Origin of the sequence: Mesorhizobium sp. M1312, from assembly GCF_040318115.1 — a bacterium.
Taxonomy (GTDB): domain Bacteria; phylum Pseudomonadota; class Alphaproteobacteria; order Rhizobiales; family Rhizobiaceae; genus Mesorhizobium.
Map to the genome: position 1 here is coordinate 23,605 of NZ_JAMYLQ010000013.1, position 13,323 is coordinate 36,927.

Genomic DNA, 13,323 nt, shown 5'->3' on the forward strand with positions numbered 1-13,323 from the left:
ATGGCGCGCAAAGGCCGTGGTCAGCTTTCGGCGATCGAGCGCCTGCCCGAGGAGTGCGGCCCGATCATCACGTGGGCGGCCACCGCCCTGCAGGACCGCGATCGTACGCAGAGCGAGATCTACGAGGAATTCTTCCTGAAGATGCAGGCCCTTCAGGCTGAGCACAAAGGCGAGCTGGAATTCGTCATCCCCTCATTCTCGGCGTTCAACCGCTATTCGATAAAGCTGGCGATGATGACGCGCCGGCTGGAAGACACCCGCGAGATCGCTGCCACCATCTCCAAGCGGTTCGATGCGCAAAGCTCTGACGATCTGACGCTGATTGCAGCCGAGGCGATCAAGACGCTGGTGTTCGAGCTGCTGACCGACGCCGGCGAAAGCGGGCTGGCGCCGATCGGCACCATGCAGCTCGCCACGGCGCTGAAGATGGCGACCCAGGCGCAGAGCGTTTCCAGCGATCGCCGGACCAAGGTGGCAAAGGAATTCAAGGCCGATGTCGAGAAGGCCGTCGATACGGTGGCCAAGGCCAAGGGCATGTCGGCTGATACGGCCGAGGCGATCAAGGCGCAGATCCTTGGTGTGAGGGCATCATGACCAAACCGACCGTGACAGTCACATTCTCGGCGTACGACTTCGGCTGTTTGCAAGGCCTGCTCACGCATGAGATCGCCAACGTCGAGCGCCGCATGACCGTTGTCGGCTATCCCGTCGCGCCGGCCGACAAGGAAATGACCGACGCTTACCTCCGCCAGCTCCGTTCAGCGCTGGCAACGGTTGAAGAGGTCTATGACGGGATCGGCTCGACATGAACGACCGTGCCCGGCAGAAGGTCGCCAAAATTGCCTTGCCGCTATCGACTGCGCCGGGCGACAGCGGCACGACCACGGTCATTTTCGACGGCAACGGCATCCCGATCGGCGGCACGACCGGCGACAACCATCCCGCCAACGCCGAGCTTCTGGTTCACACCTTCAACTTCGCCTGGTCGGACAGGTCTGAAGGAGGCCTGCATTGAGCAACACGATCCGCCTCGAGCTGTCGACCGACGAGGCGTCCTGCCTCAACAACGCCTTGCGGCGTGAGATGGAGGCCGCCGAAAGGCAGCGCGGTAAACCGGCCTGGATCGGCGTAGACGAATACATCCGCCGGCTCGACGCCTGCATTCAGAAGGTGACCAAGGCCTTTGAGAAAGCGACTGGCGCATGATCACCGCCACACTCCCAGCTCGGCGCGCCACGCGGGTTTCCGGCGATCGCAACGATGTCGATTTCTGGCGCAACCGATCGAAGACGCTGCCGATCGTCATCCTTGATGGCAAGGTCTGCGACCGGAACATCTGTGAGGCGTTTTCCGGCACCGATGGGTATGGATACGTCCGGGTCGAAGTGCTCGGCGAAAACGGGCTGCCGCTTCTGGCGAACGTCGTGTTGCCTGATGGGGAGATACTCGACCAGGTCATAGCGCGCCGAACAATTCATGGAGCGGTGACCATCATCTGGCCGGAGCCGACCGAATGACCGGCCCGATCTTCAACTATGAAGGCGAGAAGGATTCATGGGCGAAAGTCGTGACATGCCGCGACCTCGCTTCTGATCTTTCGTCGCTTCGCCCCAATATTGGCGGCCAGATCGTTGCGCCGCTGCATCCCTATCAGCGTGACTTGCTTGTCGCCATTCTCACGCGGGAGTCAAACCGTGTTGCGGATGCGCTTGTCGATCTCTTTAACCGGGGCATCTCATGACCGGCCCGATCTCCAAAGAGGAATGGGAAAGGGTTCGCCGCGAGAGCATGGCGAACCTCGACCATGTCATCGAGAGCGTCGGGCTGCCCAAGGTGTTGCTCGGCTACCAGGGCCGCACGGTCTCGCTGCTCGAAAGCACGGCCGTCCGCGTGCTGTTCATCGAGAAGAGCCGGCGCATCGGCGAGACCTGGGCGCTGGCCTCCTATGCTGTGCTGCGCGCCGGCCGCGCCAAGGATGCCGGCGGCATGGACGCCATGTACATCTCCTACTCGCAGGAGATGACGCGGGAGTTCATCGACGCCTGTGCCATGTGGGCTCGGGCGTTCACGCACGCGGCTGTCGCCCAGGAAGAGTTCCTGTTCGACGACACGGACCCGGCACACCCGGAAGAGACGCGGCAGATCAAGGCCTTCCGCATCCAGTTCGCATCCGGCTTTGAGATCCTGGCCTTGTCGTCGGCGCCGCGCACCCTCCGCGGCAAGCAGGGCCTGGTCATCATCGACGAGGCGGCATTCGTCGACAGCCTGAAGGAGCTGCTGAAAGCGGCGCTGGCCAACCTGATGTGGGGCGGCCAGGTCGTCGTCTGTTCGACCCACAACGGCGCCGACAACGAATTCAACGTCCAGGTCCAGGACATCCTCGGCGGCCGATCGAAGTACAGCCATCTCAAGATCGATTTCGACCAGGCGCTGCTGGAAGGGCTTTACGAGCGCATCTGCCTGGTTACCGGCCGCGAATGGTCGCCCGAGGCCGAGGCACAGTGGCGCCAGGACATCATCGACTTCTATGGCGACGGCGCCGACGAGGAGCTCTTCTGCGTTCCGTCCATGGGCTCCGGCGCGTGGCTGACCAGTCCGCTCATCGAAGCGCGCATGACGCTGACGCCCGAAGAGGCGCCGGTCATCCGCATCGATCTGCCGCTCGACTTCCTGCATCGTCCGGAGCTGGAGCGGCGGCATTTGATGGCGCCGCACCTGGACGCGATCAAGAAAGCGGTCGACGGCCTTGACGAAAACCGCCAGCACGCCTTCGGCTACGATCCGGCCCGAAAGGCCGACCCGGCGATCATGTCTCTGCTGTCGATCGACAAGGTGCTGCGCCGCCAGGCGGCGCTCACCGTCGAGTTGCGCAACGTGCCCTTCCAGGAACAGAAGGAAATCGCCACGCTGATGCTGAAGGGATCGCCACGGCTCTGCGGCGCGGCGATCGATGCAACGGGCCTCGGCATGAACTTGGCCGAGGATCTCGGCCGCGCGTTCGGCCTGCACACCGAGAAGACACCGGGCGGCCTTGTCTGGCAGATCACGCTCAGCCAGAACTGGTACAACGAGAATTTCCCGCCCCTTAAAACGGCGTTTGAAGACGCCAATATCGCGTTGACCAGGGACGCCGAGCACGCGGTGGATCTTCGCCTGGTCAAGATCATCCGGGGCATTCCGTCAATTCCGCCCGAGCGCGTCGGCGTGGCCGGCGCCAAGCGGCACGGTGATTTCGCGGTCGCGCTCGTCCTGGCCTACTTCGCCAGCCGCATGCAGTGGCACGAATACGACTATGTGCCGGCAGCGATCGCCAAGAGCCGCTTCGAAGAAAGCTCGGAGGGCGCATGGCGCAATCGGGCCGATGACATCGAGGGCGGCTTCCGCATGGCGTTCGCCCGCCGCAACCGTGGGATTTTCTGATGGCTGAAGAATTCAAAGGGATCATCGACCGCTACGGCCGCCCGATCGCCAAAGCCGCCCTCAAGGTCGAGCAAGCCGCGCCGACCGGCAGTGGCGTACGCCGTCATGACGCTCTTCACCCGGCGGCTGGCCTCACCCCCGGCCGGCTGGCCGGCATCTTGCGGGCGTCGATCGACAACGATCCCGAGAGTTACCTCGCCCTGGCTGAAGACATGGAGGAGCGCGATCCGCACTATGCCGGTGTGCTTGGCGTCCGCAAGCGGCAGGTTTCCGGCCTAGACATCACCGTCGAAGCGGCCGGCGAGGATGCCGCCAGTGTCGAGCATGCCGACCTGGTGCGTGAAGTCATCGAGCGAGACGGCTTCGAGGACGAGCTGTTCGACATCCAAGATGCGGTCGGCAAGGGCTTCTCCTGCACCGAGATCCTGTGGGACACCTCGGAAAGCATGTGGTACCCGAAACGGCTCGCGTGGCGCGACCCGCGGTGGTTTGTCTTCGACCAGGTCGACGGGGAAACGCCACTGCTGCGCGACGCGGGCCAGAACGTCCCGCTCAACCCGTATCAGTGGATCTACCACTCGGCGAAGGTCAAATCCGGCCTGCCGATCCGGGGCGGCATTGCCCGCGCTGTCGCCTGGACGTTTTTGTTCAAGAGCTTCACCATCAAGGATTGGGCGATCTTCTGCGAGGCCTATGGCCAGCCGCTCCGGCTCGGCAAATACGATGCCGGCGCGTCCGAGAAGGACAAGCAAATCCTGCTCGAGGCGGTGAGCAACATCGGCGTCGACTATGCCGCCATAGTCCCGGCGTCGATGGCGGTCGAGTTCATCAAGGCCGATATTTCGGGGTCGCATGGACTCTATAAGGAGCGCGCCGACTGGCTCGACCAGCAAACGTCCAAGGTCGTGCTCGGCCAGACAGCGACCACGGACGCGATCGCGGGCGGCCACGCGGTCGGCAAGACCCATGATGGGGTGCGGGAGGATATCGAGAAGGCCGACGCCCGCCAACTCGCCGGCACGCTTAATCGGGACCTCGTGCGCCCGCTCGTCGATCTGAACCACGGCCCGCAGAAGAAGTATCCGAGGATCTTGATCGGGCGGCCGGAGCAGATTGACATCACCGCCCTGGTCAACAACGTGGCCAAGCTCGTCCCGCTCGGCCTGAAGGTCGGCATGTCGACGATGCGCGATCGCATCGGCATTCCGGACCCGGCTGATGACGAGGAGCTGCTCGGCGCTCCCAAGGAGCCGCCGCCGGTCGACCCGCCCGAAGACCGGCCATTGCCGAAACCCGGCAAGACCGAACAGACGGTCCACTCCACCGCGGGCACCGGCAACCGTGACGCGATCGAGCGCTCGACCGACGCCATGCTGACCGATTGGGAGCCGCTGGTCTCGCCGATCGTCGCCGGCCTCGACGCCGAGATCGCGGCCGCCAGCTCCGTTGCCGATGTGAAGGCGCTGCTGTCCAAGCGCTTCGCCGGGCTTGACGCCGCCGCGTTGACCGAGCTGCTCGCCCGATCGGCCTTTGCAGCCCAGCTCGCAGGCCAAGTTGACGACACGCTCTGAAAGGAACTCCGATGGTCTATTTTTCCGCGCTCTGTTCGTTCCTCGCCCTGCTTGGCTTTTTCATCAACTCCAAACGCCGAAATGGGCACGGCATGGCATACAGCGCCGCCATGATCGTGATCTGGATGCTCGCGGCGCTATGGTGGTCGGGCAGGATCGGTTGAGCCTGTGGCCGCCGATCTGAAGCCACTCCCGCCAGTCGACGCAATCGCGGCGCTGTTTGCGCGCGGCCAGAGGCTCGATCCCGAATTCTCCTGGCTCGACACATGGCAGGACGTGCATGCCCGCAGCTTCACGGTAGCGAAGTCGGCGGGCTTCGACATCCTGGACGAAATCTATAAGGCGCTGCTGGTCGCGCTGTCCGAGGGCAAGACCTTCCGCCAGTTCGCGGCCGAACTGACGCCGCTGCTTCAGACAAAGGGTTGGTGGGGTCAGCAGCCGGCCTTCGATCCGCTCTCCGGCGAAACCCGCTGGTCGCAGCTCGGCAGCGTCAGGCGCCTCACGACGATCTTCGATGTGAACATGCGCGTGAGCTATGCCGCCGGCCACTGGTCATCCTTCGAACGCAACAAGGCCACGCGGCCGTTCCTCCGCTATGTCCATCTGGAAGGCCAGGAGCATCCGCGCCCTCTTCATGCGCTCTGGCACAACACGGTGCTGCCGGTCGACCATCCCTGGTGGAACACCCATGCATGCCCGAACGGCTGGAACTGTCATTGCACTCTGCAGAGCCTCTCGCAGCGCGACATCGATCGGTTGCAGCGTGAGGGCGAGGTTCTGAAATTCGAGCCGGTATCCGGCACGATGCGCAAGTTCGTCAACAACCGCACCGGCGAGGTCACGACCGTTCCGGATGGCATCGATCCGGGCTGGGCTTACAATCCCGGAAAGGCCGGCTACCTGTCTGTCGTCGAGCAGGATCTGGCGCGAAAGTCCGGGGCGTCCGACTGGCTCCCACCTCCATCCTGACCGTCCCCACAGGATCGCCGCACAGCCGCACAGGAGGCCAGTGGGGCGTGGCACTGGTGCGCGAAGCGCCGTTTGGCGCTGTAGACCCGTTCAAAACCGATTTTAGGGGCTATCTGACCCCTGAACGAGGTGATCGTAACGCAGCCTTGCCGGTTGCCCCTCGCTCGGCTACCGTTGCCTTGCGAATTCGGCGGCAGACCTGCCACCATCGGTCCCGCCAGTTCGCTCTCCCAAGGTTAGACCACCGCCCGCCATGGCGGGCATGATTTGAAGGCGTCTGCCGGGCCAATGTCCGGCGATGCAAAACGCACTTGCCGCACTTCTTTCGGCCGCCCTGGTCGCTTCGCATTCCACGGCCCTGACGCCGGCGGATGCGAATGGTTCGTGGGTGCAGCTGACGCCGGCCGGGACTTTTTCCGGGCGCACCGGCCAGGGTCCGTGGGTGACCGGCGACAAGGCGTCGATGGAAACCATCGTCGCCAACACCCAGCGCTACGCCGGCTCGACCGACCTCGTCATCGACTATGACCACCAGGCTGTCTTTGGCGCCGTGCCGGGTGTTGGCGGAACAGCGAAAGCCGCCGGCTGGATCAAGGAGCTGCAGGCGCGCGACGACGGCATTTGGGGCCGCGTCGAATGGACTGCGGCAGCGGCCACCGCGATCAAGGCCAGTGAGTACCGGTACCTGTCGCCCGTCTTCTTCCACGACAAGACCACCGGCCGCGTGCTCGCCATCCGCATGGCCGGCCTGACCAACACGCCGAACCTCGACCTGGTCGCGGTCGCGGCGAGTGCCCTTTTTCCCCTCAACAACCCAACCGGAGACAGCATGGAAAAAATCCTTGCAGCCCTTGGCCTTGCCAAAGGCACGACCGAAGACAGCGTCGTCGCTGCCATTAACACCATGCAGACCAGCAGCAAGGCGATCGCCAAGGCCGCCGGTCTAGCCGAGACGGCCAATCAGGCCGAGATCCTGACGGCGGTCAATTCCATCGTCTCTGATCGGACGAAGCTCGCCGCCGCCGCTGGCCTGGCGGCCGACGCCAAGCCCGACGACATCGTCACGGCGGTCCAGTCGGCGATCGCCGGCAAGGTGGACCCGACCAAGTTCGTTCCGATCGCGATGGTCACCGAACTCCAGGGTGACCTGAAGAAGCTGCGCGAGGATCTGACCGCCGACAAGGCGACCGAGGCAGTCAACAGCGCGATCGAGGCCGGCAAGATCGCGCCGGCTCAGAAGGAATGGGCGCTCGGCTACGCCAAGGCCGATCTCAAGGCCTTCGACACCTTCGTCGGCAACGCGCCGGTGATGACAGCCTCGCAGATCCGCACGTCCAAGAAGCCGGACGGCGACGCAGGCCTGTCGGATGCCGACATCGCCGTCTGCAACGCCATGGGCCTCGATCCGAAGAAATTCGCCGAGACCCTCAAGCTCAATAAGGAAACCGTCTGATGGTCGCGTCCAAGGATCTCGAAATCCCGGCTCGCTCCGGCGACCGTTTCGGTTACCCGGTCAATGCCGCCACCCGCATCTATCGCAAGACGCTGGTCGCGCTCCTTGCGACGGGCATGGCGGTCCCGGCCGGCACCGCCAACGCCGTCTCGATCGTCGGCCTCGCTGAAGGCAACGTCGACAACCGCGACGGGGCTGCCGGCGATCTGAATGTCGAGGCGCTTCGCGGCTGCTTCGGCTTCATCTTCGCCGCCGACGAGGTCGATATCGGCCGACCGGTCTATGCGGTCGACGATGAGACGCTGAGCTTTGACGGCTCCGGCGGTCGGCTCCTGGTCGGCACGGTTGCCGGCATCAGCGACGGCCGCACTTGGATCGACATTCCGGTAGCGGAAAAGGTGCTGATCCCTCTGGCCACCCGCATCGCGACGCTGGTCGGCGCCGGCGTCACCAGGACGGTCGCTTCGGTCAAGGGCCGCATCACCCGTCTGCGCAGTGTCATCGACGGCGTGCTGACCACCGGCGACGCCACGATCACCTGCGCCATCAACGGCGTGCCGGTGACCACCGGCGTCATCACCATCACCCAGGCCGGCTCGGCCGCTGGCGATGTCGACACGGCGGTTCCGACCGCCCTGAACTCGGTCAATCCCGGCGACGTGATCAGCTTCACGGTCGGCGGCACCAACGCAACCGCAACTCCGGCGACCGTCGTCGCCGAAATCGCGCAGTAGGAGAAAAGCTTCAGATGGACATTAATGCTTCCACGCTGCGCAGCGTCTACACGGGGCTCAGCACCGCGTTCAACGCGCGGCTCGAAACCACCACGACCCTCTACAAGACGGTCGCCATGGACGTGCCTTCGAGCACGGCTATGAACGAGTATCCGCGCATGGACGATCTGCCGGGCATCCGCGAATGGGTCGGCGATCGCCTCGTCCACGATCTGTCGGCACAGACCTACATCGTCCGCAACAAGGAGTTCGAGGGCACGATCGGCGTCAAGCGCTCATCGATCGAGGATGACCAGTTCGGCTTCTACACGACCATCGCCAGCCAGATGGGCCAGGATGCGGCCGAATTTCCTGACCAGCTCGTCTGGCCACTCTGGAAGGCGGGCGACGCCACCCTTTGCTACGATGGCCAGAACTTCTTCGACACCGACCATCCCGGCTTCGACGAGAACGGTGCGGAGACCTCGGTCTCGAACTTCACCGCCGGTGCCGGCCCAGCCTGGTACCTGGTCGACGACACCCGGGTGATCAAGCCGATGGTGTTCCAGAAGCGCAAGGCCTTCAGGCTTGTGCCGATGGACCGCGAGACCGACACCAACGTCTTCATGAAGGGTCAGTTCATGTATGGCGTCGACGGCCGCTGCAATGCTGGCTTCGGCCTGTGGCAGCTCGCCCACATGTCCAAGGCAACCCTGACCCCCGCCAACTTCCAGGCGGCGCGAGAGGCCATGGCAGCGATCCGCAAGAAGAACGGCCAGGTCATCAACATCAATCCGACCAAGCTGATCGTCCCGCCCTCGCTCGAAGCCGATGCCAAGCAGATCGTCGAAACCATGCTGATCAACGGCGGCGACAGCAACATCTGGTTCAAGGCGGCGGAAGTCGTGAAGGTCCCGCTGCTCGGCTGATCGAAGCCGATCGCACCTTTGGCCTGCCGGCACCGCCCAACGGGTGCCGGCGGGTTTTTCGGAAGCAGCCGAGCCCGGCTCCTTCCGCAAGACCCTAAAGAGGAAATCCGATGAAGCTTTTCCGCCCTCTTCTACTCGCCTGTCTCGCCTTCGCATCCGTCAGCGCTCTGTGGATCGTGCCGTCGATAGCGGAGAGCCAGTCGGCTGCCGTCTACACCGCGTCGACCGCCGACGACATGCTGACGGCCGTCGTCGTCGCCGGTGTCATGAGGATCGCCGTGCTCGCCCTCGCGCTGCTCGCCGTCACGCTCCTGGTGATCGCCCTCGTTGCCGCTGCCGACAGATGGTGGAGCCGCCGCCGCGCCGATCGGCGTCTCGTCTTCCATGACCCGTGGCGCCTGTCCGAACCGTATCGACGAACGCCCGGCTGACCGCCTGCCCGAATTCGCACCGCCGGCTTCGGCCGGCGGGTTTTCGAAAAGCAGCCGCGAAGGCTCCTTTTCAAAGACCCGGAAACGAGGATTGAACGATGGCGAAAGCCCCGAGAACCCGCAATGCGAAGTCAGTAGTCGCGGATCAGAATGTCGCGGCCAATGCTTCGCCTGAAGCCGGCGCCACCGTGTTGGCACCGGCCGCTCCGTCGCTGGGGGCAGCGACGGAGAACAGCTTCACCGATAAACCCCCGGAGAGTGAGGGCCAGGGCGGAGCCGGCAATGCGGCCGGCTCCGCCGAGTCGCTCACCCTGGAGGACTTGGACAAGCGCCTCGGCACGGCAGAGAACGAGTTCCGCTCCAAGTTCCCGCGCCTGGCCGCCGTGATCGACGCCTGGCAGGCAGCCAATGCCGACGGAGATGTGCCGAGCGGCGTTCGCATCCGGTCGAAGGTCGACGGGTTCCGCCGTGCCGGCATCGCCCACTCCAAGGCGCCGGTCGAGCACCGCATGGAAGCGTTCAAAGGCCCCGAGCAGCTGGAGGCCCTTTTCGCCGAGCCGAACCTCACAATCGAACTTTTCTAACGAGCAACTAGGGAAACGCAAACATGACGACGACGGTCAAAGTCCACGTGAACGGCAACTACCGGGCGGCGGTGCAACACATCGTCGACGGCAAGCCGAATGGCGAGCCGGTTCAGGTCAATCCTCAGGAGGAGAAGTACTTCACGCTCTATCATGGCAAGGCAAACAGCTTTGACGTGACCGAGGAATATCTCGGCGAAAAGGTCGCGGAGTAGCCGCCGCCTTATGACCTACGCCGTCAAACAGGACCTGGTCGACCGCTTCGGTGCCACCGAGCTGATCCAGCTCACGGACCGGACCAACATGCCGCCATCGACAATCGACGATGTCGTGGTCGGCCGGGCCCTCGCCGACGCCGACGGCGTCATCGACGGCTATATCGGCAAGCAGTTCAAGTTGCCGCTTAGCGTCGTGCCTCCGGTCCTGGTCAAGGTCGCTGCGGATCTCGCGCGCTACTATCTGCATGGCGAGGCGGCCGACAAGGACAGTATCGTCTCGCGCAACTTCGCCGCCGCGATCTCCTGGCTGAAGGACGTTTCGAAGGGTCTCGTCCTGATCGAGGAGGAGGGCGAGACCCCCGAACAGGCCGGCGGCGGCGCCATCAAGACCAGTGCGCCGAACCGCGTCTTCACCCGCGACAAGCTGCGGGGCTTCTGATGGCGACCGAAGGCATCCAGATCCGCCTCGTCGACCAGGCCGTGCTGGCGACACTCGATCGCATCGAGCGCCTGGCCGAACATCCCAGGACGATCATGTCGGCGATCGCCGCATACCTGGTCACCTCGACCCAGCGGCATTTCGAGCGCGAGACCGGCCCGGCCGGTAAGTGGCAGCGGCTCAGCCCGCGCACGGCCGCCAAGCGCATCGGGCGCGGCCAGCGCGGCTACGGCCACATGCTGCGCGTCACCAACCGGCTCTACAGCTCGATCACCGGCGAAGCGACCGACACTGAAGCGGCGGTCGGGACCAACCTGATTTACGCCGCCATCCAGCAGCTCGGCGGCGCGGTGAAGATCCCGGCGCGCGAGCAGGATCTCCACTTCGGCAAAACCAATCGCGGCCGGCGCTTCGTCAAGGCCTCACGCAAACGCAAGGAAACTGTCCGGGTCTCGATCGGCGCGCACAGCATCACCATTCCGGCGCGACCGTACCTCTATGTCGACGAGGATGACCAGGCCGAGATCCTGCGCATCGCCGAGGATACGTTCCGGGCCGAGGCCGACAGCCAGTCGGGCCCGCAGCCATGACGCTCTCGTCCGAATTCCAGCAGCGCCTGCGCGATATCGACCCGCCGCTCTTCCGGCTGGTTGCAGGCGCCGCCGCCTGGGCTTCGCTCAACGGCGAACCGAAGACGACGCCGGCCGCGTTCGTCCTGGTCGAGGAAGAGCACAGCGGTGAAAACGAGCGCATGACGGGCAACGTGCTGCAGCGCACCGAGGCTGATGTCGCCGTCATCATCGTCACCCGCAACGTCTCCGATGGCACCGGCGGGGCCGCTGCCGACGACATCGAAATCCTCAAGGACGCGGTACGCGGCGCCTTGATCGGTTTCGAACCGACCAGCGTCAACAATGCCGACGTTGTCGAGCACATCTCGTCGAACCTTCTCAAAGCCAAGAACGGCCACGTCTGGCAGCGCGAGCTGTTCGGCGCTGGCTACTACCTCGTGGAGAAAACCTGACATGGCCAAGATCGAAACGCCGATCGCCGGCGGCGCCTACATCCGGAACAAGGACGGCAGCCTGGAACGGGTCGAGGGCACCGAGCCCGCGCCGCCGCCCGGCACCGTGCCTGAAGCCGCCCAGCCGGCCGGCACCGAGGAGCAATCCTCGATCGAGCCCAGCACGTCCAAGAAGGGGAAATAGAGCATGATCCGCCGTTGGAAAAAGCTTTCCGCGCTTATCAAATTGGACGCCACTTACGGCGTCGACGCCGTGCCGACCGGAGCCGCCAACTATATCCAACTCAGCGACGCGGCCTTCACCCCGCTAGCCGGTGACGAGGAGGCGCGCAATCTGATGCAGCCATTCCTCGGACATCAGGGCGTCTTGCTGACCGGCGACTATGGCCAGTTCAACTTCTCGGTCGAGATCGCCGGGGCCGGCGCGCTCGGCACGGCGCCGGCCTATGGCCCGCTGCTGCGCTCCTGCGGCTTTGCCCAGGTGATCTCGGCCGGCGTGGACGTCCAGTATGATCTGATCCACGACGCCTTCGAGAGCAGCGGGCTCTACTACAACTCCGACGGGGTCAAGCATGTGCTCCTCGGCATGCGCGGCAGCGTCTCGCTCGGCTTCACGCCTAAACGCATCCCGCGCTTCCAATTCTCGATGAAAGGCCTCCTAGGCACGATCACCGACGAAGCCTTGCCCGTCGTCACCAAGACGATGTGGATCGACCCGGTGGTGGTCTCCAAAGCCAACACCGTGATGGCGCTGCATGGCTGGACCGCGATCGCCGAGAGCCTCAACATTGACACCGGCTCACAGGTCGTGCCGCGCCACCTGATCGGCGAGGAGAGCATCGAGATCACCGACCGTTCAGTGACCGGCACCGCCGTCGTCAAGGCGCAGTCGCTTGCGACAAAGGATTGGTTCGCGATCGCACGAGCCCACACCAAGGGGGCGCTGGCGCTGACCCATGGCACGGTCGCCGGTAACACGGTGGCGATCGACAGCGACGCCGTCCAGATCGGCCGGCCCTCCGAGGGCCAGAGCGACAACATCCGCAACTATTCGCTGCCGCTGATGCTGACCAGCCTCGGCACTAAAGAGCTGAAGATCACCGTCAAATAGGGGCGGCTTCAACGCCCTTTAAACCGCCGTTCAAACCCGCAGGAAGTGCCCCATGAAATTCGTTCTCACCAAGGAATATCGCTACTGGTGGCCGGTCAAGATCGAGCGTCCCGACCCGGTCAATCCAGGCAAGTGGCAGGTCCAGAGCTACATGCATGAGTTCGTCGGCGTCAGCGAGGACGAGGCGAAGGCGCTCAACAAGGAAATCGAGGCGCTGTCGACGGCAGAAGACAAGCGGGCGCACGAGCACGACCTGCTCATCAAAGCCAGCCGCAACTGGCGCGACGTCATCGACGACGACAAGAACCCGGTCGAATTCAGCGAGGAGCTGCTGCGCCAGGCGCTCCAGGACACCTGGTACCGGGTCGGTCTCTACAACGCCTACGCCAGTTCGCTCGCCAGCCCTGCGGCCCGAAAGGGAAACTGAAAGAGGCCGCGCGCGCCTGGGCGCTGGCACGGGA

Annotated in this window: 22 protein-coding genes; all 22 read left to right on the top strand. The window is 64.3% G+C overall.

Annotated features, from left to right (window positions below):
• The 22 genes from NKH36_RS16665 to NKH36_RS16770 all read left to right on the top strand — a co-directional run bounded on the left by NKH36_RS16665 (window position 1) and on the right by NKH36_RS16770 (window position 13,289).
• A complete protein-coding gene (locus NKH36_RS16665) occupies window positions 1-594 on the top strand; it encodes a DUF3486 family protein (RefSeq protein ID WP_352963334.1) in 594 nt (197 codons plus the stop codon).
• Window positions 591-809 (top strand): PH domain-containing protein, encoded by a 219-nt coding sequence (locus NKH36_RS16670; protein ID WP_352571303.1) that lies wholly within the window; start codon window positions 591-593, stop codon window positions 807-809. Before NKH36_RS16665 ends, NKH36_RS16670 begins: the two co-directional genes overlap by 4 nt.
• Window positions 806-1,015: a hypothetical protein gene (locus NKH36_RS16675; RefSeq protein ID WP_352571304.1), complete on the top strand. Its 210-nt coding sequence runs from the start codon at window positions 806-808 to the stop codon at window positions 1,013-1,015. The genes NKH36_RS16670 and NKH36_RS16675 overlap by 4 nt, the downstream gene beginning before the upstream one ends.
• Window positions 1,012-1,206: a hypothetical protein gene (locus NKH36_RS16680; protein WP_352571305.1), complete on the top strand. Its 195-nt coding sequence runs from the start codon at window positions 1,012-1,014 to the stop codon at window positions 1,204-1,206. Before NKH36_RS16675 ends, NKH36_RS16680 begins: the two co-directional genes overlap by 4 nt.
• A complete protein-coding gene (locus NKH36_RS16685; RefSeq protein ID WP_352963338.1) occupies window positions 1,203-1,517 on the top strand; it encodes a hypothetical protein in 315 nt (104 codons plus the stop codon). The genes NKH36_RS16680 and NKH36_RS16685 overlap by 4 nt, the downstream gene beginning before the upstream one ends.
• Complete coding sequence (locus NKH36_RS16690; RefSeq protein ID WP_352963341.1) at window positions 1,514-1,741, top strand: hypothetical protein; 228 nt, start codon at window positions 1,514-1,516, stop codon at window positions 1,739-1,741. The genes NKH36_RS16685 and NKH36_RS16690 overlap by 4 nt, the downstream gene beginning before the upstream one ends.
• Window positions 1,738-3,420 (top strand): terminase large subunit domain-containing protein, encoded by a 1,683-nt coding sequence (locus NKH36_RS16695; RefSeq protein WP_352963344.1) that lies wholly within the window; start codon window positions 1,738-1,740, stop codon window positions 3,418-3,420. The genes NKH36_RS16690 and NKH36_RS16695 overlap by 4 nt, the downstream gene beginning before the upstream one ends.
• Window positions 3,420-4,991 (top strand): DUF935 domain-containing protein, encoded by a 1,572-nt coding sequence (locus NKH36_RS16700; RefSeq protein ID WP_352963346.1) that lies wholly within the window; start codon window positions 3,420-3,422, stop codon window positions 4,989-4,991. The genes NKH36_RS16695 and NKH36_RS16700 overlap by 1 nt, the downstream gene beginning before the upstream one ends.
• Window positions 4,992-5,002: 11 nt before the next feature.
• Complete coding sequence (locus NKH36_RS16705; RefSeq protein ID WP_352963348.1) at window positions 5,003-5,155, top strand: hypothetical protein; 153 nt, start codon at window positions 5,003-5,005, stop codon at window positions 5,153-5,155.
• A gap of 4 nt (window positions 5,156-5,159) precedes the next feature.
• Window positions 5,160-5,960, top strand: a complete 801-nt coding sequence (locus tag NKH36_RS16710; RefSeq protein WP_352963351.1) for a phage head morphogenesis protein — start codon at window positions 5,160-5,162, stop codon at window positions 5,958-5,960.
• Window positions 5,961-6,258: 298 nt separating this feature from the next.
• Window positions 6,259-7,413: a phage protease gene (locus NKH36_RS16715; RefSeq protein ID WP_352963354.1), complete on the top strand. Its 1,155-nt coding sequence runs from the start codon at window positions 6,259-6,261 to the stop codon at window positions 7,411-7,413.
• Window positions 7,413-8,147, top strand: coding sequence for a hypothetical protein (locus NKH36_RS16720; RefSeq protein WP_352963356.1), 735 nt, complete (start codon window positions 7,413-7,415; stop codon window positions 8,145-8,147). Before NKH36_RS16715 ends, NKH36_RS16720 begins: the two co-directional genes overlap by 1 nt.
• Before the next feature lie 14 nt (window positions 8,148-8,161).
• Window positions 8,162-9,055: a Mu-like prophage major head subunit gpT family protein gene (locus NKH36_RS16725; RefSeq protein ID WP_352453348.1), complete on the top strand. Its 894-nt coding sequence runs from the start codon at window positions 8,162-8,164 to the stop codon at window positions 9,053-9,055.
• A gap of 110 nt (window positions 9,056-9,165) precedes the next feature.
• On the top strand, window positions 9,166-9,486 hold the full coding sequence (locus NKH36_RS16730; protein ID WP_352963358.1) for a hypothetical protein: 321 nt from the start codon (window positions 9,166-9,168) through the stop codon (window positions 9,484-9,486).
• Between the two features lie 98 nt (window positions 9,487-9,584).
• The gene (locus NKH36_RS16735; RefSeq protein ID WP_352963360.1) at window positions 9,585-10,070 is read left to right on the top strand and encodes an HI1506-related protein; all 486 of its coding nucleotides are present in this window, start codon (window positions 9,585-9,587) and stop codon (window positions 10,068-10,070) included.
• 23 nt (window positions 10,071-10,093) lie between these two features.
• Complete coding sequence (locus NKH36_RS16740; RefSeq protein WP_352963363.1) at window positions 10,094-10,285, top strand: hypothetical protein; 192 nt, start codon at window positions 10,094-10,096, stop codon at window positions 10,283-10,285.
• A gap of 10 nt (window positions 10,286-10,295) precedes the next feature.
• On the top strand, window positions 10,296-10,727 hold the full coding sequence (locus NKH36_RS16745) for a gp436 family protein (RefSeq protein WP_352963366.1): 432 nt from the start codon (window positions 10,296-10,298) through the stop codon (window positions 10,725-10,727).
• On the top strand, window positions 10,727-11,317 hold the full coding sequence (locus NKH36_RS16750) for a phage virion morphogenesis protein (RefSeq protein ID WP_352963369.1): 591 nt from the start codon (window positions 10,727-10,729) through the stop codon (window positions 11,315-11,317). The genes NKH36_RS16745 and NKH36_RS16750 overlap by 1 nt, the downstream gene beginning before the upstream one ends.
• Complete coding sequence (locus NKH36_RS16755) at window positions 11,314-11,751, top strand: phage tail terminator protein (RefSeq protein WP_352963372.1); 438 nt, start codon at window positions 11,314-11,316, stop codon at window positions 11,749-11,751. The genes NKH36_RS16750 and NKH36_RS16755 overlap by 4 nt, the downstream gene beginning before the upstream one ends.
• Before the next feature lies 1 nt (window position 11,752).
• Window positions 11,753-11,935 carry a hypothetical protein gene (locus tag NKH36_RS16760; protein WP_352960767.1) on the top strand — a complete coding sequence of 61 codons (183 nt, stop codon included), beginning with the start codon at window positions 11,753-11,755 and terminating at the stop codon, window positions 11,933-11,935.
• Between the two features lie 3 nt (window positions 11,936-11,938).
• A complete protein-coding gene (locus NKH36_RS16765) occupies window positions 11,939-12,862 on the top strand; it encodes a phage tail tube protein (RefSeq protein ID WP_352960768.1) in 924 nt (307 codons plus the stop codon).
• Window positions 12,863-12,914: 52 nt separating this feature from the next.
• Window positions 12,915-13,289 (top strand): hypothetical protein, encoded by a 375-nt coding sequence (locus NKH36_RS16770; RefSeq protein ID WP_352960769.1) that lies wholly within the window; start codon window positions 12,915-12,917, stop codon window positions 13,287-13,289.
• Window positions 13,290-13,323 lie beyond the last annotated feature (34 nt).